Origin of the sequence: Mongoliimonas terrestris (genome assembly GCF_001927285.1) — a bacterium.
Taxonomy (GTDB): domain Bacteria; phylum Pseudomonadota; class Alphaproteobacteria; order Rhizobiales; family Pleomorphomonadaceae; genus Chthonobacter; species Chthonobacter terrestris.
In genome coordinates this window covers 38,986-60,116 of sequence record NZ_MSIG01000004.1, presented here as the reverse complement: position 1 = coordinate 60,116, position 21,131 = coordinate 38,986, and the positions used below count along the sequence as shown (strand labels likewise).

The 21,131-nt window shown below is 70.1% G+C and carries 18 protein-coding genes; 9 read left to right on the top strand and 9 right to left on the bottom strand.

Features of this window, described 5'->3' with window-relative positions; translation table 11 throughout:
• Positions 1–116 precede the first annotated feature (116 nt).
• The 3 genes from BUQ68_RS06760 to BUQ68_RS06750 form a co-directional block, all read right to left on the bottom strand.
• Positions 117–2,054: a heavy metal translocating P-type ATPase gene (locus BUQ68_RS06760; protein ID WP_083656355.1), complete on the bottom strand. Its 1,938-nt coding sequence runs from the start codon at positions 2,052–2,054 to the stop codon at positions 117–119.
• A gap of 125 nt (positions 2,055–2,179) precedes the next feature.
• On the bottom strand, positions 2,180–2,668 hold the full coding sequence (gene greA, locus BUQ68_RS06755) for a transcription elongation factor GreA (protein WP_075215197.1): 489 nt from the start codon (positions 2,666–2,668) through the stop codon (positions 2,180–2,182).
• 191 nt (positions 2,669–2,859) lie between these two features.
• Complete coding sequence (locus BUQ68_RS06750) at positions 2,860–3,759, bottom strand: GntR family transcriptional regulator (protein WP_075215196.1); 900 nt, start codon at positions 3,757–3,759, stop codon at positions 2,860–2,862.
• A 359-nt stretch (positions 3,760–4,118) separates the two neighbouring features.
• Here BUQ68_RS06750 and BUQ68_RS06745 point away from each other — a divergent pair, with 359 nt between their 5' ends.
• The 6 genes from BUQ68_RS06745 (at position 4,119) to BUQ68_RS06720 (ending at position 10,533) form a co-directional block, all read left to right on the top strand.
• Positions 4,119–5,048 (top strand): ABC transporter substrate-binding protein, encoded by a 930-nt coding sequence (locus BUQ68_RS06745; protein WP_245293199.1) that lies wholly within the window; start codon positions 4,119–4,121, stop codon positions 5,046–5,048.
• Between the two features lie 159 nt (positions 5,049–5,207).
• Positions 5,208–6,740 (top strand): sugar ABC transporter ATP-binding protein, encoded by a 1,533-nt coding sequence (locus BUQ68_RS06740; RefSeq protein ID WP_075215194.1) that lies wholly within the window; start codon positions 5,208–5,210, stop codon positions 6,738–6,740.
• 10 nt (positions 6,741–6,750) lie between these two features.
• Positions 6,751–7,719, top strand: a complete 969-nt coding sequence (locus tag BUQ68_RS06735; RefSeq protein WP_075215193.1) for an ABC transporter permease — start codon at positions 6,751–6,753, stop codon at positions 7,717–7,719.
• A gap of 9 nt (positions 7,720–7,728) precedes the next feature.
• Positions 7,729–8,637, top strand: a complete 909-nt coding sequence (locus BUQ68_RS06730) for an SMP-30/gluconolactonase/LRE family protein (protein WP_075215192.1) — start codon at positions 7,729–7,731, stop codon at positions 8,635–8,637.
• A 153-nt stretch (positions 8,638–8,790) separates the two neighbouring features.
• Complete coding sequence (locus BUQ68_RS06725; RefSeq protein WP_075215191.1) at positions 8,791–9,582, top strand: SDR family NAD(P)-dependent oxidoreductase; 792 nt, start codon at positions 8,791–8,793, stop codon at positions 9,580–9,582.
• Positions 9,583–9,630: 48 nt separating this feature from the next.
• Positions 9,631–10,533 carry an NAD-dependent epimerase/dehydratase family protein gene (locus tag BUQ68_RS06720; protein WP_075215190.1) on the top strand — a complete coding sequence of 301 codons (903 nt, stop codon included), beginning with the start codon at positions 9,631–9,633 and terminating at the stop codon, positions 10,531–10,533.
• A 6-nt stretch (positions 10,534–10,539) separates the two neighbouring features.
• Here BUQ68_RS06720 and BUQ68_RS06715 read toward each other — a convergent pair whose 3' ends face one another.
• Positions 10,540–11,382: an SHOCT domain-containing protein gene (locus BUQ68_RS06715; protein ID WP_075215189.1), complete on the bottom strand. Its 843-nt coding sequence runs from the start codon at positions 11,380–11,382 to the stop codon at positions 10,540–10,542.
• A 273-nt stretch (positions 11,383–11,655) separates the two neighbouring features.
• On the opposite strand from BUQ68_RS06715, the gene BUQ68_RS06710 reads away from it, so the two are divergent.
• Positions 11,656–12,291, top strand: coding sequence for a nucleoside triphosphate hydrolase (locus tag BUQ68_RS06710; protein WP_075215188.1), 636 nt, complete (start codon positions 11,656–11,658; stop codon positions 12,289–12,291).
• 194 nt (positions 12,292–12,485) lie between these two features.
• Positions 12,486–13,421, top strand: coding sequence for a DMT family transporter (locus tag BUQ68_RS06705; RefSeq protein WP_075215187.1), 936 nt, complete (start codon positions 12,486–12,488; stop codon positions 13,419–13,421).
• Positions 13,422–13,449: 28 nt separating this feature from the next.
• On the opposite strand, the gene BUQ68_RS06700 is transcribed toward BUQ68_RS06705, so the two are convergent.
• The 5 genes from BUQ68_RS06700 to BUQ68_RS06680 form a co-directional block, all read right to left on the bottom strand.
• Positions 13,450–14,409 (bottom strand): ABC transporter permease, encoded by a 960-nt coding sequence (locus tag BUQ68_RS06700; protein ID WP_075215186.1) that lies wholly within the window; start codon positions 14,407–14,409, stop codon positions 13,450–13,452.
• Positions 14,402–15,409 carry an ABC transporter permease gene (locus BUQ68_RS06695; RefSeq protein WP_075215185.1) on the bottom strand — a complete coding sequence of 336 codons (1,008 nt, stop codon included), beginning with the start codon at positions 15,407–15,409 and terminating at the stop codon, positions 14,402–14,404. The genes BUQ68_RS06700 and BUQ68_RS06695 overlap by 8 nt, the downstream gene beginning before the upstream one ends.
• A gap of 113 nt (positions 15,410–15,522) precedes the next feature.
• A complete protein-coding gene (locus BUQ68_RS06690) occupies positions 15,523–17,223 on the bottom strand; it encodes a peptide ABC transporter substrate-binding protein (RefSeq protein ID WP_075215184.1) in 1,701 nt (566 codons plus the stop codon).
• Between the two features lie 42 nt (positions 17,224–17,265).
• A complete protein-coding gene (locus BUQ68_RS06685; protein WP_075215183.1) occupies positions 17,266–18,297 on the bottom strand; it encodes an ABC transporter ATP-binding protein in 1,032 nt (343 codons plus the stop codon).
• Entirely contained in the window at positions 18,290–19,309 is a 1,020-nt protein-coding gene (locus tag BUQ68_RS06680) for an ABC transporter ATP-binding protein (protein WP_075215182.1), read from the bottom strand. Before BUQ68_RS06680 ends, BUQ68_RS06685 begins: the two co-directional genes overlap by 8 nt.
• A gap of 520 nt (positions 19,310–19,829) precedes the next feature.
• On the opposite strand from BUQ68_RS06680, the gene BUQ68_RS06675 reads away from it, so the two are divergent.
• Entirely contained in the window at positions 19,830–21,125 is a 1,296-nt protein-coding gene (locus tag BUQ68_RS06675; RefSeq protein WP_075215181.1) for a vWA domain-containing protein, read from the top strand.
• Positions 21,126–21,131 lie beyond the last annotated feature (6 nt).

Genomic DNA, 21,131 nt, shown 5'->3' with positions numbered 1-21,131 from the left:
AATCGAAGACGAGCGCGGGTGTCGATCGACGCGGGTGCGATGGAATGGCGGTCGGGTGGCTGGATCTCTGCTCGCAAAGACTTGCCAAGCCCAAGCGTAAGCTGAAGCTTGATCGTTCAGGCGCCGGGCCGCGACTGGCCGCCAGGGAGCGGATCGCCCTGCAGCGCGCGGAGAGCGTTGAGGATGACGGCCACGTCGATTGCCTCCTGGAGGAAGGCGCCCTGCACCGGCGGCAGCAGCCCGAACGCCGCCGCCACCATGCCAGCGAGCGACAGGCCGAGGCCGACGACGACGCTCTGAAGCGCGATGCGGCGGGAGCGGCGGGCGATCGACACCGCCTCCACGAGGCCGCCGAGGCTGTCGGCGAGGAGCACCACGTCGGCCGCTTCGGCCGACGCCGCCGCGCCCTTCGCCCCCATGGCGACGCCGACGTCGGCGGCGACGAGCGCGGGCGCGTCGTTGACCCCGTCGCCCACCATCATCACCGGGGCGTTCCGCCGCTCGGCCCGCACCAGGGCGATCTTGGCCTCCGGGTCGAGGTCGGCGGCCACGTGGTCGAGCGGCAGGCCGGCGGCGATGGCGGCGGCGACCGCCTGCCGATCGCCGGTGGCGAGCACGATGCGGGCGACGCCGAGCGCCTTCAGGCGGGCGAGCGTGTCGGCGGCGTCGGGGCGGAGGACATCGGCGAGGAGGACGAGGCCGGCGAAGGCGCCGTCCACCGTCACCGCCACGGTGAGATGGTCGGCGGGCGCCAGGGCGCGGGCGGCGGCGGCCACGTCCGGCGGCAGGCCGGCGAGCGCGTAGGCCTTGCCGCCGACGCGGACGCGGCGGCCGTCCACGAGACCCTCGACGCCCTCGCCGGGGGTCTCCGTCACGTCGGTCGGCGGCGGCAGGTCGAGGCCGTCGCGCCGGGCGGCGGCGACGAGGGCGCGGGCGACCGCGTGCTGCGACGCCTGATCGAGGGCGGCGGCAAGGCGGAGGAGGTCGGCGGCCGCGAAGGGCGGCGCGGGACGGACGTCCGCGACGGCGGCGGCGCCCTTCGTCAGCGTGCCGGTCTTGTCGACCACCAGGGTCCGGACGCGGGCGAGCGCCTCCAGGGCGCCGCCGCCCTTGACGAGGATGCCGCGCTGGGCGGCGCGCGAGAGGCCCGCCACGATGGCGACCGGAACCGCGAGGATGAGCGGACAGGGCGTCGCCACCACGAGCACGGCGACGGCGCGGACCGGATCGCCGGAGACCCACCAGGCCGCGAGCGAGAGGACGGCGGTGAGGATCGTGAAGCCGAGGGCGAAGCGGTCGGCGAGGCGCGTGGCGGGCGCCTCGGCGCGGGTCGCCTCCTCCACCAGGCGGACGATGCCGGCGAAGGTGCTGTCGGCGGCGGTGCGGGTGGCGTGAAGATCGAACGCGTTGCCGACGTTGGCGCCGCCGCTCAGCACCGCCTCCCCGGCGCGGCGGGTGACCGGCAGGGACTCGCCCGTGATGGCCGCCTCGTCGAGGACCGCCGGCCCGAGCACGGTGCCGTCCGCCGGCACCACGTCGCCCTGGCGGACGAGCAGGCGGTCGCCGGGGCGGACGGCGTCGATCGGCACGGTCTCCAGCCTGCCGTCGGCATAGCGCAGGGCAGTGCGCGGCACGCGGGCGAGGAGCGCGTTCATGGCGGCGCCCGCGCGGCCCTCCGCATAGGCCTCCAGCGCCTGTCCGCCCGCCAGCATCAGGGCGACGACGGCGGCGGCGAGCGTTTCGCCGACGAGGAGCGCCGACACGATGGCGGCGGCGGCCACGATGTCGAGGCCGAAGCGGCGGGCGCGGAGGCTCGCCACGAAGTCGATCATGAGGAGGAGGAAGACCGGCGCGATGCCGGCGATGAAGAGACCGTCGGCCCAGCCGGACCGGCCGGCGAAAAGGGCGGCCGTGCCGGCGACGAGACCGGTCGCGGCGCTGGCGATGGCGGCCGTGCGGGCACGGCGGCGGCGGCGGCCGGGATCGGCCGGCGGGTCGGCGGGCGGCGAGACGGCGGGGGTGGTCGGCCCCAGTGCTGGCGACGGCGCGTCCATCCGGCTCCCCTCGGCTCGCCCGAAGGCTGGCTGGGGTCTGGGTTAGGGCATTGGACGACGGATGCCAAGTCAGCAATCGGACCGATGGCGGACGGCCGGCCAGCTGGCGGCGGCCGGACCGACGATCAGGCGGGCTCGTCCGCGGCGAGAATTTCCAGGTCGCCGTCGCCGAACGGCACCAGATCGCCGACGGCGCGGCCGAGAAGGGCGGCGGCGAGCGGCGACACGTAGGAGATGGTGCCCCGCGCTGGGTCCGCCTCGTCCTCGCCGACGATCCGGTAGGTCTGGCGGCGGCCGTCGTCGCGCTCGAAGGTGACGCGGCGGCCGAAGGCGACCACGCCGGCCGGGGCCTCGGCGGTGACCGGCTCGGCGGTGCGCACGCGGGCGGTGAAGTAGCGAAGGTCGCGGGTGGCCTTGGCCATGGCGGTGCGGTCGGCCTGCACGTCGCCGGCCACCTGGGCGGCGGCATAGGCGGCGCGGGCCTCGGCGAGCCCGGTCTCCAACGCCTTCAGGCCCTCCGGCGTGACGAGGTTGCGGTGCGGGGAGATCGGCCGGTCGGGAAGGTGGGCGGCCGCGGCCTCCAGGTCCTCCTCGCGGGTGAAGGCGACGCTCATGAGCTCAAGGGTCCTAAGGGGGCGTGAGGGAAAGCGGTTCGCAGTCTAACACTTGAGGGGCGCGATCGGTCCTTGTCGAGGACGCGCCACGCAAAGAAAGAAAGGAGACTATCCCTTCCAACCCTTCGGGCGTCGGCTCCGCCGACCTGTTGAGGGGAAGGAGGCGTCCCCCGGGCGGCGGCCCTTGGCGGCTAGAGCGCGGGTTCGGGGACGGGGGCGAGGCTGCCGAGGAGGGTGGCGCGGGCGGAGGCGAGGTGGCGGCGGCAGGCGTCTTCGACGCGCAAGGGATCGCCGGAGCGCAGCGCCGCGATGTAGAGCAGGTGCTCCTGGATGGCGATGGTGTTGCGGGCCTTCGCGTCGGTCTTGTTCCACTGGTAGTGGTAGTGGAAGACAATGGCGATGACGTCGTAGAAGTCGATGATGAAGCGGTTGCGCGACGCTCCGTGGACGATGCGGTGGAAGCGCTCGTCGAGCTCGGAGAAGTCCGGGTAGCGTCGGTCGATGTCCCGTAAAAGGGCCGCGTGCTCGGCCTCCACGGCGGCGAGATCGCGCCAGGCCGGATGGTCCGGCGGCAGGCGCACGAAGGCGGCGGCGGAGCGCAGCTCGAACATCTCCCGCACCTCGGTGAGCTCCAGGGCGAAGTCGCGGGTGAAGCCCTTCAGCACCCAGTGGCTGTTCGGGCGCTTCTCGATCAGGCCGAAGCGGCTGAAGCGGATCAGGAACTCCCGCACGGGCGTGGTCCCGACACCGATGTCGCGGGCAAGCTCCAGCTCGTTGATCTGCATGCCGGGCTCGGCGCCGCCGGCCAGGATCTGCTGCATGAAGCGGCGCTCGATGATCTCGGCGACGCTGTCGGTCTCGTGCTCGGGGAAGCGGTCCGCAAGGGTGGGCGCGCGCAGCACCGTCTTCTCGCGCTTGTCCCAGCGGATCAGGCCGGCGTCCACCATCTGCGCAAGGATCGACCGGACCGTGGTGCGGCTGACTTTCAGGCGCAGCGCCAGATCCGGCTCGGACGGCAGCCGCGCCTCGTTCTCCAGCAACCCCAGCGCCCGGTTGTACGCATCCTTGAACACGGTGTTCTGCTTCGACATGAACCCCTGCGCCTGTCGTACGCTGTCTTTTTTCCATAAAGGACACAATTCGCAAGGCGTGAGAAGAGACCATTTTGTCCGACAGACAGCATCCATCACAAATTGAACATGCTGCATCACGGCATTGGAATGGTGCAAAGCGGGAGGATTCTTTCAAGCTTGCAGACGCTTGCAAGATGATCCGGGTTGATCTAGCGTCCGGGTGCCATCTGTTTTTTATGTATAAAAAGTTCGGTCGAGTGGCGTTATCGAACCGGACGGGCCTCACAAGATCGAAACGCCGAGGGAGAACGACCCCAATGACCACTCTGAAGTCCCTGACCCGCCGCGCCGTTGTCGGCGCCGCCGCCGCCGCCCTGATGATCGGCGCCCTGCCGGTCTCCGTCGCCTCCGCCCAGGACGTGACCATTCCGATCATCGTGAAGGACACCACCTCCTTCTACTGGCAGATCGTGCTCGCCGGCGCCCGCAAGGCCGGCAAGGACCTCGGCGTCACCGTGCCGGAGCTCGGTGCCCAGTCGGAGGCCGACATCAACGGCCAGATCTCCATCCTGGAGAACGCCGTGGCCGGCAGCCCGGCGGCCATCGTGATCTCGCCGACCGAGTTCAAGGCGCTCGGCCAGCCGATCACCGAGGCGGCCAATTCGGTGAAGATCATCGGCATCGACTCCTCGGCCGACAGCGACGCCTTCACGTCCTTCCTCACCACGGACAACGTGGAAGGCGGGCGCGTGGCGGCCGACGGCCTCGCCCAGGCGATCGAGGCCCAGTTCGGCGCGGTGGAAGGCGACGTCGCCCTGATCACCTCGCTGCCGGGCGTCGGCTCGCTCGACCAGCGCGCCCAGGGCTTCAAGGAGCAGCTGGCGGCCAAGTACCCCAAGCTGAACCTCGTCGCCGACAAGGTGGCGGACGGCCAGGCCACCACCGGCCTCAACATCATGACCGACCTGATCACCGCCAACCCGAACCTGCGCGGCGTGTTCGCCTCCAACCTGATCATGGCCCAGGGCGCCGGTCAGGCGATCGCGGAGAACAACGCGGCCGACAAGATCAAGCTCATCGGCTTCGACAGCGACGACAAGCTCGTCAAGTTCCTGACCGACGGGGTGATCGCCGGGCTCGTGGTGCAGGATCCGTTCCGGATGGGCTACGACGGCATCAAGACCGCCCTCGCCGCCTCCAAGGGTGAAGCGGTGGAGAAGTTCGTGGACACCGGCGCCAACCTCGTCACCAAGGCGAACATGGGCGACGAGAAGATCGCCGCCCTCCTGAACCCCAAGCTGGACTGACCAGCCGACGGAAACGGCCACCCCGGCGCCCTTCGACAGGCCCCGGGGTGGCCGTACGGCTTCGCGGTCGAGGGTCCGAGAGGGCCCTCCTCCACGGCGAGGGTGCGCGGGGCGACACGCCCCCTGCCCTCGCGCCCGCCCGTTTCCGGGAGACGATCCATGACCTCATCGACCGCCGACGCGACCGCGCCCAAGGGGCCGCGCGGCCCGGCCGACGCCCCGATCCTGGAGCTGCGCGGGCTGGAGAAGCGCTACATCGGCACCCACGCGCTGAAGCCGGCGGACCTTGCGTTCAAGGCCGGCGAAATCCACGCCATCGTGGGCGAGAACGGCGCCGGCAAGTCGACGCTGATCAAGCTTCTGACCGGCGTCATTCCGCGCTCGGGCGGCGAGATCTTCTGGGAAGGCCGGCCGGTGGCCCTGTCGACGCCGCACGAGGCGATCGACCTCGGCATCAACGCCGTGCACCAGGAGGTGGTGCTCTGCCGCCACCTGAGCGTGGCGGCCAACATGTTCCTCGGCGAGGAGCGGACCGGCGGCGGCCTCCTGAAGCACCGGGCGATGGTGCGCGAGGCGCAGGCGATCCTCGACGACCTCGGCTTCGACCTGCCGGCCCATGCGGTTCTCGGCGACCTCACCATCGGCCAGCAGCAGCTGATCGCCGCCGCCCGCGCGGCCACCCGCGGCACCCGCTTCCTGATCTTCGACGAGCCGACCGCCTACCTGACCCGGCGGGAGGCGGCGCAGCTGTTCGCGCTGATCCGCCGCCTGGAGGCGCAAGGGGTGACGATCGTCTACATCAGCCACCGCATGGAGGAGGTGTTCGAGCTTGCAAGCCGGGTCTCGATCCTGCGCGACGGCACCCTGGTCGGCACCCGCGCCATCGGCGAGACCGACGAGGCGGACCTGATCTCGCTGATGATCAACCGCTCGATCGAGCAGATCTACCACAAGGACCCCTACACCCCGGGCAAAACCATCCTGGAGACGCGCGGGCTCTCCGGGCCGGGCTTCGAAAACGTGTCGGTCACCGTGCGGGAGGGCGAGATCGTGGGCCTCTACGGCCTGATCGGCGCCGGGCGGAGCGAGTTCGTCACCACCGTGTTCGGCCGGCACAAGCGGACCGCCGGGACGGTGCTGTGGGACGGCCAGGAGGTGGACATCCGCAGCGAGCATCAGGCGATCGAGCTCGGCATCGCGCTCGCCCCGGAGAGCCGGCGCGACCAGGGGCTCTGCCTCAACCTGCCGGTCGGGTTCAACATCAACCTGCCGGTCTACGAGCGCCTGTCCGCGGGCGGGCTGATCAACGGCCGGCGCGAGGCCGAGATGGCGGACGCGCAGATCGCCGGCCTTCGGATCAAGACGCCGTCGCGCGGCACGCTCGCCTCCAGCCTCTCGGGCGGCAACCAGCAGAAGATCGTGATCGGCAAGTGGCTGAACCACGGGGCGCGGCTCTTCATCTTCGACGAGCCGACCGTGGGCGTCGACGTGGGCACCAAGGCGGAGATCTACCGCCTCTTCTCCGAACTCCTGTCGCGCGGGGCCGGGATCATCCTGATCTCCTCCTACCTGCCGGAGGTGTACGAGCTGGCCGACACGCTGCACGTGTTCCGCCGCGGGGCGCTCGTCTCCAGCCATGGCTACCGACAGGCGAGCCACGAAGACATCCTGACCCGAGCGATCGGCGTTTGAGGGACATGCCATGACCGACGTGACCACCAAGTCCCGCCTCCTGCCCCAGAGCCGGCTCAACTTCCTGTTCGGCCTGACGCTGCTCGCGCTGCTGCTGCTGCTCTGGGTCGTGCTCGGCTTCGCCACCCAGAGCTTCTGGACGGGCAACAACATCTCCAACCTGCTCCGGCAGGGCTCCATGATCGCCATCCTGGCGATCGGCCAGACCTTCGTGATCATCACCGGTGGCATCGACCTGTCGGTCGGCGCCATCGTGGGCTTCACGAGCGTGATCGTGTCGCTCTTCCTGCAATGGAACCTGCCGATCCCGGTGGCGGTGATCCTGACGCTCCTGATCGGCGTCGGCATCGGGCTTTTCCACGGCTTCGGCATCGTGCGCATGGGCCTGCCGCCCTTCATCATCACGCTGGCGACGCTGACGTCGCTGCGCGGCATCGGGCTCCTGATCACCAACGGGGCCACCATCTCGATCACCAACGACACCTTCACGGCCTTCTCGCGGGCGAACTTCCTCGGCATTCCGAGCCTGTTCTGGATGGTCATCCTGGTGGCCGTCCCGGCCTACATCCTGCTCAACCACTCGCGCTGGGGCCGCTACCTGTTCGCGGTCGGCTCCAACGCGGAGGCGGCGCGGCTGTCCGGCGTGAACGTGCGGCGGATCATCTACATGGCCTATGTGCTGTCGGCGCTGTTCGCCTCGTTCGTGGGCCTGCTCCTTGCCGCGCGCATCGGCATCGGCAACGCCACCCAGGCGGAGGGCTGGGAGCTGCAGGCGATCGCCTCGTCGGTGATCGGCGGCACGTCGCTGTTCGGCGCGGTCGGCTCGGTGCACGGGCCGCTCCTCGGCGCCTTCATCCTGGCGACCATCAACAACGGCGCGAACCTTCTCAACGTGAACTCGTTCTGGCAGCGGATCATCACCGGCGGGCTGATCATCGTGATCGTCTATTTCGACCAGCTGCGGCGTCGGCGGAGCTGAGGACCGGCCATGGACAGCCCCTATCTGGTGCTCGACGCGCGCTTCGAAGCGATGATCGACGGCGACGCGCGGCCGGAGCGGATCCACACCGGCGCGACCTGGACGGAGGGGCCGGTGTGGTTCGCCGACCTCGACATGCTGCTCTTCAACGACATCCCGAACCACACCACCTTCCGCTGGACGCCGACGGGCGGCGTGTCGGTGTTCCGGGCGGACAGCCGGTTCGCCAACGGCAACACCCGCGACCGGGAGGGCCGGCTGGTGACGTGCGAGCACAGCACCCGGTCGGTGGTGCGCACGGAGCCGGACGGGCGGCGGACCGTGCTCGCCGACCGGTTCGAGGGCCGGCGGCTGAACTCGCCGAACGACGTGGTGGTGAAGGCGGACGGGTCCGTGTGGTTCACCGATCCGACCTACGGCATCATGTCGGACCGGGAGGGCTTCCAGGCCGAGCCGGAGCAGCCGGTGCGCGGCGTCTACCGCATCGACGGGGCGAGCGGGGCGGTGACGCGCGTGGTGGACGACTTCCTGCAGCCGAACGGGCTCGCCTTCTCGCCGGACGAGACGACGCTCTACGTGGCCGACAGCGGGGCGAGCCACGTGGCGGACGCGCCCCGGCACATCCGCGCCTTCCGGGTGACGGACGACGGGCGGCTTGCCGACGGGCGGGTGTTCGCCGCCATCGACATGGGCCTGCCGGACGGCCTGCGGGTGGCGACGGACGGCACCGTGTGGACGAGCGCCGGCGACGGGGTGCATGCGCTTGCGCCGGACGGCACGCTGCTCGGCAAGATCCTGATCGAGGGGCCGGTCGCCAACCTGACGTTCGGCGGGCCGGAGCGCTCGACCCTGTTCGTGACGGCGAGCGCGTCGGTGTGGCGGGTGCCGGTGCGCGCGACGGGCGTTCTGCGGCCGTGAGGGCCGGCGTCTGCGCGTCGCGATGAGGCGATCGCCTCGGGGCCGGCAGATCATCGCGGCAACTGACGACTTGGCGCCCAGGCGGGAAGCGCCCTAGGTCTGGCGGCAGGCGGCCGCCGGACCGGACGGCCGCGCCTTCTCCGGAGAGCCTTGATGACCGCCCCATCCGACACCTGGCCGACGATCCCCGATCTCGCCGGCAAGGCGGTGCTGATCACCGGCGCCTCCACGGGCATCGGGGCGGCGCTCGCCTTCGCCTTCGCGGCGACCGGCGCGCGGGTGGGGCTGCACTACAACGCCAGCCGCGCGGCGGCCGAGGCGCTCGCCGGGCGGATCGCGGAGGCGGGCGGCACGGCGCACCTCGTCCAGGGCGACGCCAGCCGGTCCGGCGCCATGGCGGCGGTGGTGGAGGAGACGGCGGCGGCCTTCGGCGGGCTCGACGGGCTCGTCAACAACGCCGGCGGCATGGTGGCCCGGGTGCCCTATGCGGAGATGACGGACGCGCACTACGACGCGGTGATGGACCTCAACGCCCGGTCCGTGCTGTCGGCCTCGCGCGCGGCCATTCCGCATCTGAAGACGGCGGGAGGCGGCTTCATCATCAACACCACGTCGATCGCCGCCCGCAACGGGGCGAGCAACGGCGCCGGCGTCTACGGCTCGTCCAAGGCCTTCGTCGCAAACGTCACGCGCGGCATGGCCAAGGAGCTGATCCCGTTCGGCATCCGGGTGAACGCTGTGGCGCCGGGCGTGATCGAGACGCCCTTCCACGAACGCTATTCCACTCGGGCGCAGCTCGATGCGGCGCTCGCCACCATTCCGGCCGGGCGGCTCGGCACGGCGGAGGAGTGCGTCGGCGCCTACCTGTTCCTCGCCTCCGAACGCCTCTCCGCCTATGTGATCGGCCAGGTGATCGAGGTGAACGGCGGCCAGCTGATGCCCTGACCGGGGCCGATCGCTCGCCCGAGACGCTCCCATTGAAAGGACCATCCCATGACCAAACGCGTCGTGTTCACCGGCGGAAGCGGCAAGGCCGGCCGGCACGTGATCCCGGAGCTCCTGCGCTACGGCCACCAGGTGCTGAACCTCGACCGGGTGCCGCTCGACTGCCCGGGCGTCAACACGCTGATCACCGACGTGACCGACAGCGGGCAGGTGTTCAACGCGCTCTCCATGCACTTCGACACGCGCGAACTGGAGAGCGGCACCGGGCCGGCCAAGGTGGACGCGGTGGTGCACTTCGCCGCCGTGCCGCGCATCCTGATCCAGCCGGACAACGAGACCTTCAAGGCCAATGTGACGAGCACCTATGCGGTGATCGAGGCGGCGGTGAAGCTCGGCATCGCTAAGGTGATCATCGCCTCCAGCGAGACCACCTACGGCGTTTGCTTCGCCGAGGGCGACAAGGACTTCCACCATTTCCCGCTGGAGGAGGACTATGACGTCGACCCGATGGACAGCTACGGGCTCTCCAAGGTGGTGAACGAGAAGACCGCCCGCGCTTTCGCGATGCGGACGGGCGCGGACATCTATGCGCTCAGGATCGGCAACGTGATCGAACCGCACGAGTACGACCGCTTCCCGGCCTTCGTGGCGGACCCCATGTCGCGCAAGCGGAACGCCTGGAGCTACATCGACGCGCGCGACCTCGGCCAGATCGTGCACCTCTGCCTGATGAAGGACGGCCTCGGCTTCGAGGTGTTCAATGCGGTGAACGACACCATTACGGCCGACCTGCCGACCGAGGCCTTCCTGAAGACCTACCAGCCGGGCGTGCCGATCCGCCGCCCCATGGGCGAGCGGGAGGCGCCGCTCTCCAACCGGAAGGCCCGCGAGGTGCTGGGCTTCCGAGAGGAGCACGACTGGCGGCGCTACGTGCCGCAGCCGGCGCGCTGAGGCAGGTCAAAGCCGCGAGAGCAGGTCGCGCTTGGCGGTGGTGAACTCGTCGTCGGAGAGGAAGCCCTTGTCCTTGAGGGCGGCGAGCCGTTCCAGGGCGGCGACGATGTCGCCCGGGCTGCCGGTGCCGGAAGGGGCTGCGGCCGGGGCCGGCGTCGCCTCGGCGGCGGCCCGCGGGGTCGCCGTTGGCGGGACGAACGCGCCCAGCGGGGGATTCGTGGGCGGCGGGGCGTAAGCCACGGCGTCGGCCGGCGGCGAGGGGACGGGCGCTTGGCCCTCAGGCTGCACGCGGGGCAGGTCGTGGACGCGGAAGCTGCCGTACTGGCTCTGGAACACGAGGTCCTGACTGTTGCCCTGCTGCTGGGAGACGCCGCCGATCTGGTGGTCGCCGGTGTCGTAGACGGTGACGATGCCGTCCACCTCCACGGCGAGCCGCCGGGTGGCGGGGAAGACCGCGTAGCGGCTGGTGTTCTGGCCGCCGGACGAGGACGGAACGCCAAGGCCCTCCGGCCACCAGTCGGCGCCGGAGAAGCCGCCGAAACCGCCGAAGCCGGCGGCGGGGCGGACCTCCACGATCGTGCCCTGGCCCATGGCGAAGGCGAGGTCTTCGGCAAGGGCGGAGACGCGGGCCTTCAGGCCGTTGTTGAACATGTCGCCGATCATGATCATGCCGCCCTGGGACCACTGGCCCATGCCGCCGAATTCCGGATGGTTGAACTGGGCCATGCCGCCGCCGCCGCGAAAGAGCGACGCCACCATGGCGCGGGCGGCGTCCGGCGAGAAGCCGTGGCGGTGGGCGATGCCGGCGAGCGCGTTTTCGCCGGCGGGGGAAAGGCTGGGGCTGCTCATCGGCAAGGGTCCGTTGCAAGGGCGACTGACCCGAGAGGTAGCGCAATCCGCCGTTTTTGGCTCCCGCAATCGGCGAGGAGCAGGTGCGCGCCAGGAACGAGCGCCTGCCCGGGGCCGCGGCGCGCCGACGGGTTTTCCCCTCCGGATTTCCAGAGTGCGAACATAATCAGTCGCCTATTCGTTGGAGCTTTGCCAGAGTGACGCCGAAGGAATCGGACACGCCTTCGCTGGAGACGTGCCCGATCCAGATGGTGCGAGGAAAAGAGGCCGGCCATGCCGACCGTGACGGAAAACGCCGAAAGCCTGGCTGGCAAGCTGTTTGCCCGCTACACGGGTGAACGCTTGGTGGTGGGAATCGCCGGGCCGCCGGGCAGCGGCAAGTCCACGCTGGCGGACGCCTTGGCCAAGGCCATCAACGCGCGGAGCGCCGGACTTGCGGCCGTGCTGCCGATGGACGGCTTTCATTTCGACGACGCGGTGCTGCGCGAACTCGGTCTCCTGCCGCGCAAGGGCGCCATCGAGACCTTCGACGTCTACGGCTTCATCCATCTCCTGAAACGCCTGAAGGAGAATGTGGACGAGGTGATCGCGGTGCCGGTGTTCGACCGGGCGATCGAGATCGCCCGCGCCGGTGGTCGGCTGATCCCCCGCGACACCGGCATCATCGTGGCGGAGGGCAACTACCTCCTGGCGCGCCGCGATCCCTGGGCGCGCATCCGGCCGCTGCTCGACCTTTCCGTGCTGGTGGCGACGCCGGAGGAGACGCTTCGTGAGCGGCTGACGGCCCGCTGGCTGCACTTCGGCCTGCCGGCGGCCGAGATCCGCCGCAAGGTGGAGGAGAACGACCTGCCGAACGGCCGGCTGGTGATGGCGGAGAGCGCCGCGCCGGACTTGGTGCTGACGGATTGAGGCGGATGCGTTGCCGGTCGCGGGCGCGCGCCGTCACACGCGATCCGGAATGGGGGTGTAGGAAGGGCGAAGGCGGGTTTTCCAAGCCGATCGCCCCGCGTTCGCCTTGATCGGATGACCGGATGGGGGCGTGATGGCTGCGGGGGCTCGCCCTTGCGAGTCGCGCTCGGCGCGGCCAACCGGAGATGGGGTTCATGGCCTTCCTGGCGGAGACGGCGTCGCGGATTCCCAGAACCTTCGCCGGACTGACGCCCAATCTCGCCGCCTCCATCCTGATGGTCCTCTCCTTCGTGACCTTCTCGGCGATGGCGGTGTTCGCCCGAACGGTGGGCGACACCATTTCGGTGATCGAGATGGTGTTCGTGCGCCAGGTGGCAGCCTTCGCCCTGATGGCGCCTTTCTACCGGCGGTTCTGGCCGGAGATCCGGGCGCCGCGCCGGCTGCATCTGCATGTGGCGCGAGGGGTGACGGCCGTCGGCGCCATGATGTGCGGGCTTTCGGCGGTGATCCTCATTCCGCTCGCCGACGCGACCGCCATCCAGATGACCGAGGCGCTGTTTGCCACCGCGCTCGCCGCGGTGCTTCTGAAGGAGCGGATCGGCTGGCGGCGCTGGCTGGCGGCGGCGGTGGGGCTTGTCGGCGTGGTCATCATGGTGCGGCCGTTCGGCGGCGGGCTGGACGTCTACGCGCTGGTGGCGCTCGCCGGCGCGGTGTTCGGCGCGCTCAGCATGATCTTCGTGCGGCTCGGCGCCGACTACGACCGCACCGAGACGGTGATGTTCTGGCAGGGCGTGGTGGTGCTGATGCTGGTGACGCCCGCCGCGCTCTGGTTCTGGGTGACGCCGACGATCTTCGACGCGGTCATCCTGTTCGTGATGAGCCTGCTCTTCACCTCCGGCCAATGGCTGTTCACCGGGGCGCTCCGCATGGGCGACACCTCGGCGCTGGCGCCGCTGCACTATCTGCGCCTCATCATGATGGGCGTGGTGGGCTGGTTCGTCTATGCGGAGGTGCCGACGGGGGCGACGGTGGTGGGGGCGGTGCTGATCCTGAGCGCGGCCACCTACACGCTTCGCCGCAACGCCATCCGCCGCAGCGGGCTGAAGCCGCCCGCGCCCGAACCGGGCTGAGGGCTCCGGGTCGGCGGGACAGCGATCGTCAGCGGCCGCGGATGCGCGGATCGAGCGCGTCGCGCAGGCCATCGCCCATGTAGTTGACGGAGAGCACGACCAGCGAAATGGCGAGCCCCGGCCACATCACCCGCTCCGGATAGTCGCGGATGTAGTCGATCGCATCGAAGAGGAGCCGGCCCCAGGTGGGGAAGTCGGGCGGGAAGCCGAGGCCGAGGAAGCTCAAGGCCGATTCGGTGATGATGGCGCTGGCGATGCCGAGGGTGGCGGACACCATGATGGGCGACATCACGTTCGGCAGCACGTGGCGGGTGATCATGCGCCGGCTGGGCGTGCCGATCGACCTTGAGGCGAGCACGAACTCCCGCTCCTTCAACACCAGCACGTCGCCGCGGACGATGCGGGCCGTCTGCATCCAGGAGGTGAGGCCGATGGCCGAGACGATGAGCACGAAGGTGCCCATCTCGGGCCCGAAGGCGCCGGCGAGCGGTTCGCGGAAGAACATCACAAGAACAAGGAGGAGCGGCAGCACCGGCAGGGCGAGGAAGAGGTCCGTCAGCCGCATCAAGGGGCCGTCGAGCCGGTGGAAGTAGCCGGCGACGACGCCGACGAAGGTGCCGACGGTGAGCGACAGCAGCATGGCGGTGACGCCGACCGCGAGCGACACCCGGCCGCCGGCGAGCACCCGGGCGAGGAGGTCGCGGCCGAGCTGGTCGGTGCCGAACGGGTGAGCCCAGGTGGGGCCGAGGTTGCGGGCGCGGATGTCGATGAGCTGGGGATCCACCGTCCAGACCAGCGGGCCGAACAGGATGGCGACGACGAGGCCGGCGAACACCGTGAGGCCGACGACGGCGCCGGTGTGGCTGCGGAACTGGCGCCAAACGGCGGCGGCCGGAGAGGCGGGCGGCTTTCGGGTCTGCCCGGCGGCGGGCGGGGACGCGCCGCCGGGGCCGGCGGCTTCGGCCGGGCGGGCGGGCGCGTCAGTCATAGCGGATCCTCGGGTCGAGAAGGCCGTAGAGCACGTCGGCCACCAGGTTGAAGAGCACGATCAGGATGGCGAAGATGAAGGTGAGCGTCTGCACCATCGGCACGTCGTTGCCGTAGATGGCGGTGATGAGGAGCTGGCCGAGACCGTTCACCTTGAACACCTGCTCGGTGATGATGGCGCCGCCGAACACCCCCGGCACCCCGAGCGCCACCACGGTGACCACCGGGATCATGGAGTTGCGCAAGACGTGGACGAACACCACCACGCGCTCGCCCATGCCCTTGGCGCGGGCGGTGCGCACATAGTCCTGGTGGAGGTTGTCCAGCATGGAGGCGCGCATGAAGCGGCTGATCTGGGCGGCGTTGTAGAGGGCGAGCACCGCCACCGGCAGCGTCATCTGGCGCACCTGGAGGAGGAAGCTGTCCCAGCTGTCGACCACGAGGGTGGTGTCGTAGATGGACGGGAACCAGCCGAGGTGGACGGAGAAGACGACGATGAGGAGCACGCCGGTGAAGAAGGTGGGCACCGAATAGCCCAGCATGGCGATGAGCGTGCCGATCTGGTCGAACCAGGAATACTGGCGGTAGGCGGAGATGATGCCGATCGGCACCGCGATGAGGACGCCGATGAGATAGGCCATGCCGACCACGGTGAGGGTCTGCGGCAGACGCTCGGCGATGATGTCGAACACCGGCGAGCGGGACTGGAAGGAGAGGATGCGCTGGGAGCCGGCGGCGAAATCGGTGCCGAGGAGCGCGTCGAGGGCGTGCAGCGGCTCGGTGACGAAGAAGGCCTTCAGCCAGAGAAGATAGCGCACATGGAAGGGCGCCCCGAGGCCGAGGGATTCGCGGATCTTCTCGCGCACTTCCGGCGGGATGGTGAGCGGCATGGAGGCGACCGGGTCGCCGGGCGCGAGCTCCAGGATCAGGAAGATGACGAGGCTGATCGCCAGGAGCGTCGGGATCGACAGGAGGAGACGGCGCAGCGTGAAGGTGAGCATCGGCGGCGGGGAACTCCTGGCGGTCGCCCCGTCCGGACGGGGCGTGGCGCATGGGGCGGCGCGGGCGGCCGTGGCGGCCCGCGCCGAGATCAGGCGTTCAGGAGATCAAGGGATCACTTGATGCGGTACCAGTCGGCGGCGTTCCAGAGCTCGGTGTCCCAGGTGTTCAGCACCACGCCGCCGAGCGAGTTGGAGCGGGCGGAGACGCGGCCGCGGTCGACCAGCGGCACGATGGTGTAGGTCTCCTTGGTCAGCATCTCGTTGAGCTTCTTGGCGATCTCGGTGCGCTTGGTCAGGTCCGCGGTCTTGCCGAGTTCCGCCACCAGGGCGTCGTAGGCCGGGTCGCAGTAGCGGTTGATGTTCTCGCCCTGCCACTGGGTCTCCGGCTTCGGCGCCTTCTCGCAGGTGTAGGAGGCGAGATAGGCCTGCGGGTCGGTGCCGTTGAAGTTGTTCGCGTACATCTCCACGTCGGCATAGAAGCGCTGGAAGGTGTCGGGCGAGCCCGGGTCTGCGCCGAAGTAGACCGAGGCGTCGATGCTCTTCAGCTCGGTCTCCACGCCGATCTCCGACCACCACTGCTTGATGAGGGCCTGGAAGTCCTGGCGGACGGCGTTGACGGAGGTCTGGTAGAGAAGCTTCAGGCGCATGCCGTCCTTGACGCGCACGCCGTCCGGACCCGGCACCCAGCCGGCTTCCGTCAGAAGGGCCTTGGCGCCCTCGATGTCCTGCTTCAGGCAGTCCGTGTTGTCGGAGGCGAACATGGCCGGCGCCGGCACGATGTTGCAGGTGGGCCGCCCGGCCTGGCCGTAGCCGACTTCGACGAGGAGCGCCCGGTCGATCGCCATGGAGAGCGCCTTGCGGACCTTGAGGTCGGAGAGGATGGGGTGCGGGTGCTTGGCCGTGGAGCGCTCGCCCTCCGGCAGGCTCGGCGACGGATCGGTGAGGTTCATCTCGATGCGCTCGACGAGGGTGCCGAAGGCCGACATGGCCTCGCCCTTGCCGGCGGCGGCCATGCCCTTCAGCACGTCCGGGGCGAGTTGCAGGTTCCAGGCGTAGTCGAACTCGCCGGTCTCCAGCACGGCGCGGCCGGCCGCCGCGGCGTCGCCGCCGCCCTTGAAGGTCATGGTGGCAAAGGCCGGCTTGGCCGGGTCGCGGTAGTGCGGGTTGGCTTCCAGCTGGATGACGTCGTTGGTCTTGAAGTCGACCACCTTGAACGGGCCGGTGCCGATCGGCCCGAAGTTGGCAGCGGTGCACTCCGGCGCCTTGGTGCCGAGGCAGTCGGCGAACTGCGCCTTCTGGATGATGGGCGACTGGCCGCCGACGAACGGGCCGTAGGGCACGGGCTTCTGGGCGTCGAAGGTCACCTTCACGGTGAGGTCGTCGACCGCCTCGACGGTCTTGACGCCCTCGAAGGCGCCAAGCTGGGCGCAGCCGCCTTCCGGATGGGTGCAGTATTCCCAGGAGAAGACCACGTCGGCGCTGGTCACCGGCGTGCCGTCGGACCACAGGAGGCCCGGCTTCAGTTTCCAGGTGATGGTGGTGAGGTCGGCGGAGACGCCGCCGTTCTCCACGGTCGGGATGGATTCGGCGAGGCGGGGGAAGAGGACGCCCTTTTCGTCGTAGCCGGCGAGCGGCTCGATGACGAGGGACGCGGACTCGATGTCCTTGGTGCCGCCGGAGAGGAAGGGGTTCAGGATCGAGGGAGCCTGCCAGTAGATGACGTTGACGTGGCCGTCGGCGCCCCGCTCGGCATGGGCCGGCCCGGCGCCGGCAAGGGCCGCCGCGGTGGCGAGGAGAATGAGTTTCAAGCGCATGGAAGTCCCCCTGGTGTGGTCCGGTGATTGTTGTGGATGGTTTCAGCTCGCGCCGACGGACCCGGCGGCGGCCGGACCGGCGACGAGATGGCAGGCGACGGCGCGGCCGGGCGCCGTCACGACCGTGGCGGGCGCGGTGGTGCGGCAGACGGGCTGGACCTTCGGGCAGCGGGTGGAGAAGGCGCAGCCGGCCGGCGGCCGGGCGGGCGACGGCACGTCGCCGGTGAGGATGATGCGCTGGCGGGTCGCCTCGGCGGCCGGGTCGTGCTCCGGCACGGCGGAGAGCAGCGCCTCCGTGTAGGGATGGAGCGGCGCGGCGAAGAGGTCGTCGCGCGGGGCGATCTCCACGATGTGGCCGAGATACATGACGGCCACCCGGTCGGCGATGTGCCGGACCATGGAGAGATCGTGGCTGATGAAGAGGTAGGTGAGGCCGAAGCGGGCCTGCAGGTCCTCCAGGAGGTTGACCACCTGCGCCTGGATGGAGACGTCGAGGGCGGCGATCGGCTCGTCGCAGACGATGAAGCGCGGGTTGAGGGCGAGCGCCCGGGCGATGCCGATGCGCTGGCGCTGGCCGCCGGAGAAGGCATGCGGATAGCGGCCGGCGAAATCCGCCGAGAGCCCGACCGCGTCCATCAGGTCGAGCACCTTGTCGCGCTTTTCCGCGCGGGAGAGGCGGGTGTGCTCGTCGAGCGGCTCGGCGATGATGTCCATGACGGTCATGCGCGGGTTGAGGCTCGCCTGCGGATCCTGGAAGACCATCTGCATGGCCGGCCGCAAGCGGCGCAGATGTCCCGGCGGCGCGGTGGTGATGTCGTCGTCGCCGATGCGCACGGTGCCGGCGGTCGGCTCCACGAGCCGCAGCATGGCGCGGCCGGTGGTGGACTTGCCGCAGCCGGATTCGCCGACGAGGCCGAGGGTCTCGCCGGCCGCGATGTCGAAGCTGACGCCGTCGACGGCGCGGACGGCCCCGGTGCGGCGGCGGAACACGCCGGAGAGGATCGGGAAGTGGACCTTGAGGTCGCGGACGGAGACGAGCGGCGCGGCGGCCGGGGCGGCGCTCGGCTCAGCCATGGGCGACGTCCAGAACCGGGGCCGGGCGGGCACGGGCCATGTCGAACACGCAGGCGACCTCGTGGGCGGGCATCACCGGACGGCGCGGCGGGTTGGCGACCGCGCAGGAGCCCGCCGCATGGGCGCAGCGGGGGGCGAACGAGCAGGCGGCCGGATGGGCGAGGAGGAGCGGCGGCTGGCCGTCGATCGCCTGCAGCTTGTCGGCCCGCGGACCGCGCACGGACGGCACGGTGGCGAGCAGCGCGCGGGTGTAGGGATGGCGCGGGTCGGCGAAGAGGTCGCGCACGGGCGCCATCTCCACCACCTGGCCGGCGTACATGACCATCACCCGGTCGGCGATGCCGGCGATCACCCCGAGGTCGTGGGTGATCCACACGATGGCCATGCCGAGGGAGCGGCGAAGATCCCGGACGAGTTCCAGGATCTGCGCCTGGATGGTGACGTCGAGGGCGGTGGTGGGCTCGTCGGCGATGAGGAGCCGCGGCTCGCAGGCGAGCGCGATGGCGATCATCACCCGCTGGCGCATGCCGCCGGAGAACTGGTGCGGGTAGTCGCCGAGGCGGCGGGACGCGTCCGGGATGCCGACGAGGTCGAGGAGTTCGGCGGCGCGGCGGCGCGCGCGCGCCTTGTCGAGACCGAGGTGCCGGCGAAGCGGCTCCATGATCTGGAAGCCGACCGTGAACACCGGGTTGAGCGAGGTCATCGGATCCTGGAAGACGAAGCCGATCCGATGGCCGCGGATGGCCTTCAGCCGGCGGGCCCCGCAGGTGACCAGATCCTCGCCCTCGAACAGCACCTGGCCGGAGCGGATCTCCGCCGGCGGCGACGGCAAGAGGCCGAGGAGCGCCATCATGGTCACGGACTTGCCGGACCCGCTCTCGCCCACGACCCCGAGGAGTTCGCCGGCCTTCAGGTCGAAGCTGACGCGGTTGACGGCGTGGATCTCGCCGGCCCTGGTCGCGAACACGACCTTGAGGTCTCTGACATCGAGAACAGTCGGCCCGTCCGCCATGCGGCACTCCGAACAGGAGCTTCAGAACAAGGCCGGGCGCGGCGGTCGCCGGTCCGGTGCCTTGCGAGTGACATCCGGATTAAAACTGACAGTTCATGTGCGGCGCCGCAAGACAGGATTCACCAATCACCAACACTGATCGTCAGCGTGCGTCCGCAACGCCTTCTTATTCGGGTGCCGGAGGACAGGGCGGATCCTTGCCGGCAGAGGGTGGCCCCAGCTGACCCGGAACGGGAGAAGCGACCCGTCCCGAAAGGGGACGGACGGGAAACCGGCGGGTGACGAGGCCCCGTCGGTGTCGCGAGACCGTCAACCCATCGTAAAAAATCTATGAATGGACGGTGCGGGAGGCCGCGCGACGGTAAGGTTTCCGAAGGATTGAGCCGTTTCGTTTCAAGGGCTTAGGTCTGGCGTTCGGCGGCCGGGAGGCGCTTCGGGGGCCTTCGGCACGCGGGATGCGCTGGGACCGGCAGACAAACCCGCCGGAGGCCCGGCGGACGTCCTCGCCGGAGGCTCCCAGATGCGCACCCCCTGTTCCAAGCTCTCGTCCCTCAGACTGTCGGCCGAACGGCTCTCGGACCGCGTTTCCGCCACGGCGGCGGCGTTCCGGGCGGACCGGCGCGGCTCCATGGCGAGCCTCTTCGCCATTGCGAGCGCGGGCGTCTTCCTCAGCATCGGCGCCAGCATCGACTACGGCCAGGCGCTTTCGGTGCGCTCCACCATGACCGGGGCGGTGGACGCGGCCTCGCTGGCGGCGGCCCGCCTGGTGGCGGCCGGCGAGACCGATCTCGCCAAGATCGAGAAGGCGGCCCGCCATGCCTATGACGCGAACTTCACCGCCAACGGCACCTTCGGCTTCCAGGTGGAGAGCTTCGTCACCACGGCCGACATCAAGACCAGCACGGTGACGGTGGCGGCGACCGGCGCCATGCCGACCAGCTTCATGGGCCTAGCCGGGTTCGACGAACTGCCGATCGGCATCACCTCCACGTCGACCATCGACGGGACCGAGATCGAGGTCGCCATGATGCTCGACCTGACGGGCTCCATGGGCGAGAAGACCTCCGACGGCACCGGCCGCAAGATCGACGTGCTGGAGAAGGCGGCCAAGTCGCTGGTGGAGACGCTGCTGCCGACGACGGGCGCCAAGAACGAGGTGCGGATCGGCCTCGCGCCCTTCTCCGGCGCGGTGAACGCCGGAACGCTCGCGACGGCGGTTTCCGCAGGCAAGAGCACCAAGTGCGTGCTCGAACGCGTGTCCGGCACCATGGCGACGGATGCCTCGCCGGTGGCGGTGCCGTTCAAGAAAAGCTCCCACTGCCCGGGCCGCGCGGTGCTGCCGTTGACCGGCGACCGGACGACGCTGCTGACGCAGCTGAACAAGCTGCCGGTCGACTCGGTGACGGCCGGCCATCTCGGCACCGCCTGGAGCTACGGCCTCCTGTCGCCGACCTGGAGCCCGGTGCTGCCGGCCGCAGCGCAGCCGAAGCCCTATGGCGCCACGAGCGTGAAGAAGATCGCCATCCTGATGACCGACGGGCTCTACAACACCTGGGGCGGCGACATCAGCAGCGGCGACGACATCAAGTCCCAGGCGGCGGCGGTGGAGACCTGCCAGGCGATGCGCTCGTCCGGCATCACGGTCTACACGGTCGGCTTCGAGCTGACGGACGCGGCGGCCAAGAAGACGCTGATGGACTGCGCCTCCACGGAGAACGGCAAGCCGCTCTTCTTCGACGCCAAGAACGGCGCCGAACTGCTGGCCGCCTACAAGGCCATCGCCGAGCGCATCCTGACCCTGCGCCTGTCGGTGTGAGGGCGA

Excerpts from the sequence above, each read along its gene's own strand:
- BUQ68_RS06745 (WP_245293199.1), top strand. The coding sequence starts at position 4,119 with ATGATCGGCGCCCTGCCGGTCTCCGTCGCCTCCGCCCAGGACGTGACC.
- BUQ68_RS06730 (WP_075215192.1), top strand. The coding sequence starts at position 7,729 with ATGGACAGCCCCTATCTGGTGCTCGACGCGCGCTTCGAAGCGATGATC.
- BUQ68_RS06700 (WP_075215186.1), bottom strand. The coding sequence starts at position 14,409 with ATGACTGACGCGCCCGCCCGCCCGGCCGAAGCCGCCGGCCCCGGCGGC.
- BUQ68_RS06740 (WP_075215194.1), top strand. The coding sequence starts at position 5,208 with ATGACCTCATCGACCGCCGACGCGACCGCGCCCAAGGGGCCGCGCGGC.
- greA (WP_075215197.1), bottom strand. The coding sequence starts at position 2,668 with ATGAGCGTCGCCTTCACCCGCGAGGAGGACCTGGAGGCCGCGGCCGCC.
- BUQ68_RS06705 (WP_075215187.1), top strand. The coding sequence starts at position 12,486 with ATGGCCTTCCTGGCGGAGACGGCGTCGCGGATTCCCAGAACCTTCGCC.
- BUQ68_RS06720 (WP_075215190.1), top strand. The coding sequence starts at position 9,631 with ATGACCAAACGCGTCGTGTTCACCGGCGGAAGCGGCAAGGCCGGCCGG.
- BUQ68_RS06690 (WP_075215184.1), bottom strand. The coding sequence starts at position 17,223 with ATGCGCTTGAAACTCATTCTCCTCGCCACCGCGGCGGCCCTTGCCGGC.
- BUQ68_RS06725 (WP_075215191.1), top strand. The coding sequence starts at position 8,791 with ATGACCGCCCCATCCGACACCTGGCCGACGATCCCCGATCTCGCCGGC.
- BUQ68_RS06675 (WP_075215181.1), top strand. The coding sequence starts at position 19,830 with ATGCGCACCCCCTGTTCCAAGCTCTCGTCCCTCAGACTGTCGGCCGAA.
- BUQ68_RS06685 (WP_075215183.1), bottom strand. The coding sequence starts at position 18,297 with ATGGCTGAGCCGAGCGCCGCCCCGGCCGCCGCGCCGCTCGTCTCCGTC.
- BUQ68_RS06750 (WP_075215196.1), bottom strand. The coding sequence starts at position 3,759 with ATGTCGAAGCAGAACACCGTGTTCAAGGATGCGTACAACCGGGCGCTG.
- BUQ68_RS06760 (WP_083656355.1), bottom strand. The coding sequence starts at position 2,054 with ATGGACGCGCCGTCGCCAGCACTGGGGCCGACCACCCCCGCCGTCTCG.
- BUQ68_RS06710 (WP_075215188.1), top strand. The coding sequence starts at position 11,656 with ATGCCGACCGTGACGGAAAACGCCGAAAGCCTGGCTGGCAAGCTGTTT.
- BUQ68_RS06735 (WP_075215193.1), top strand. The coding sequence starts at position 6,751 with ATGACCGACGTGACCACCAAGTCCCGCCTCCTGCCCCAGAGCCGGCTC.
- BUQ68_RS06695 (WP_075215185.1), bottom strand. The coding sequence starts at position 15,409 with ATGCTCACCTTCACGCTGCGCCGTCTCCTCCTGTCGATCCCGACGCTC.
- BUQ68_RS06680 (WP_075215182.1), bottom strand. The coding sequence starts at position 19,309 with ATGGCGGACGGGCCGACTGTTCTCGATGTCAGAGACCTCAAGGTCGTG.
- BUQ68_RS06715 (WP_075215189.1), bottom strand. The coding sequence starts at position 11,382 with ATGAGCAGCCCCAGCCTTTCCCCCGCCGGCGAAAACGCGCTCGCCGGC.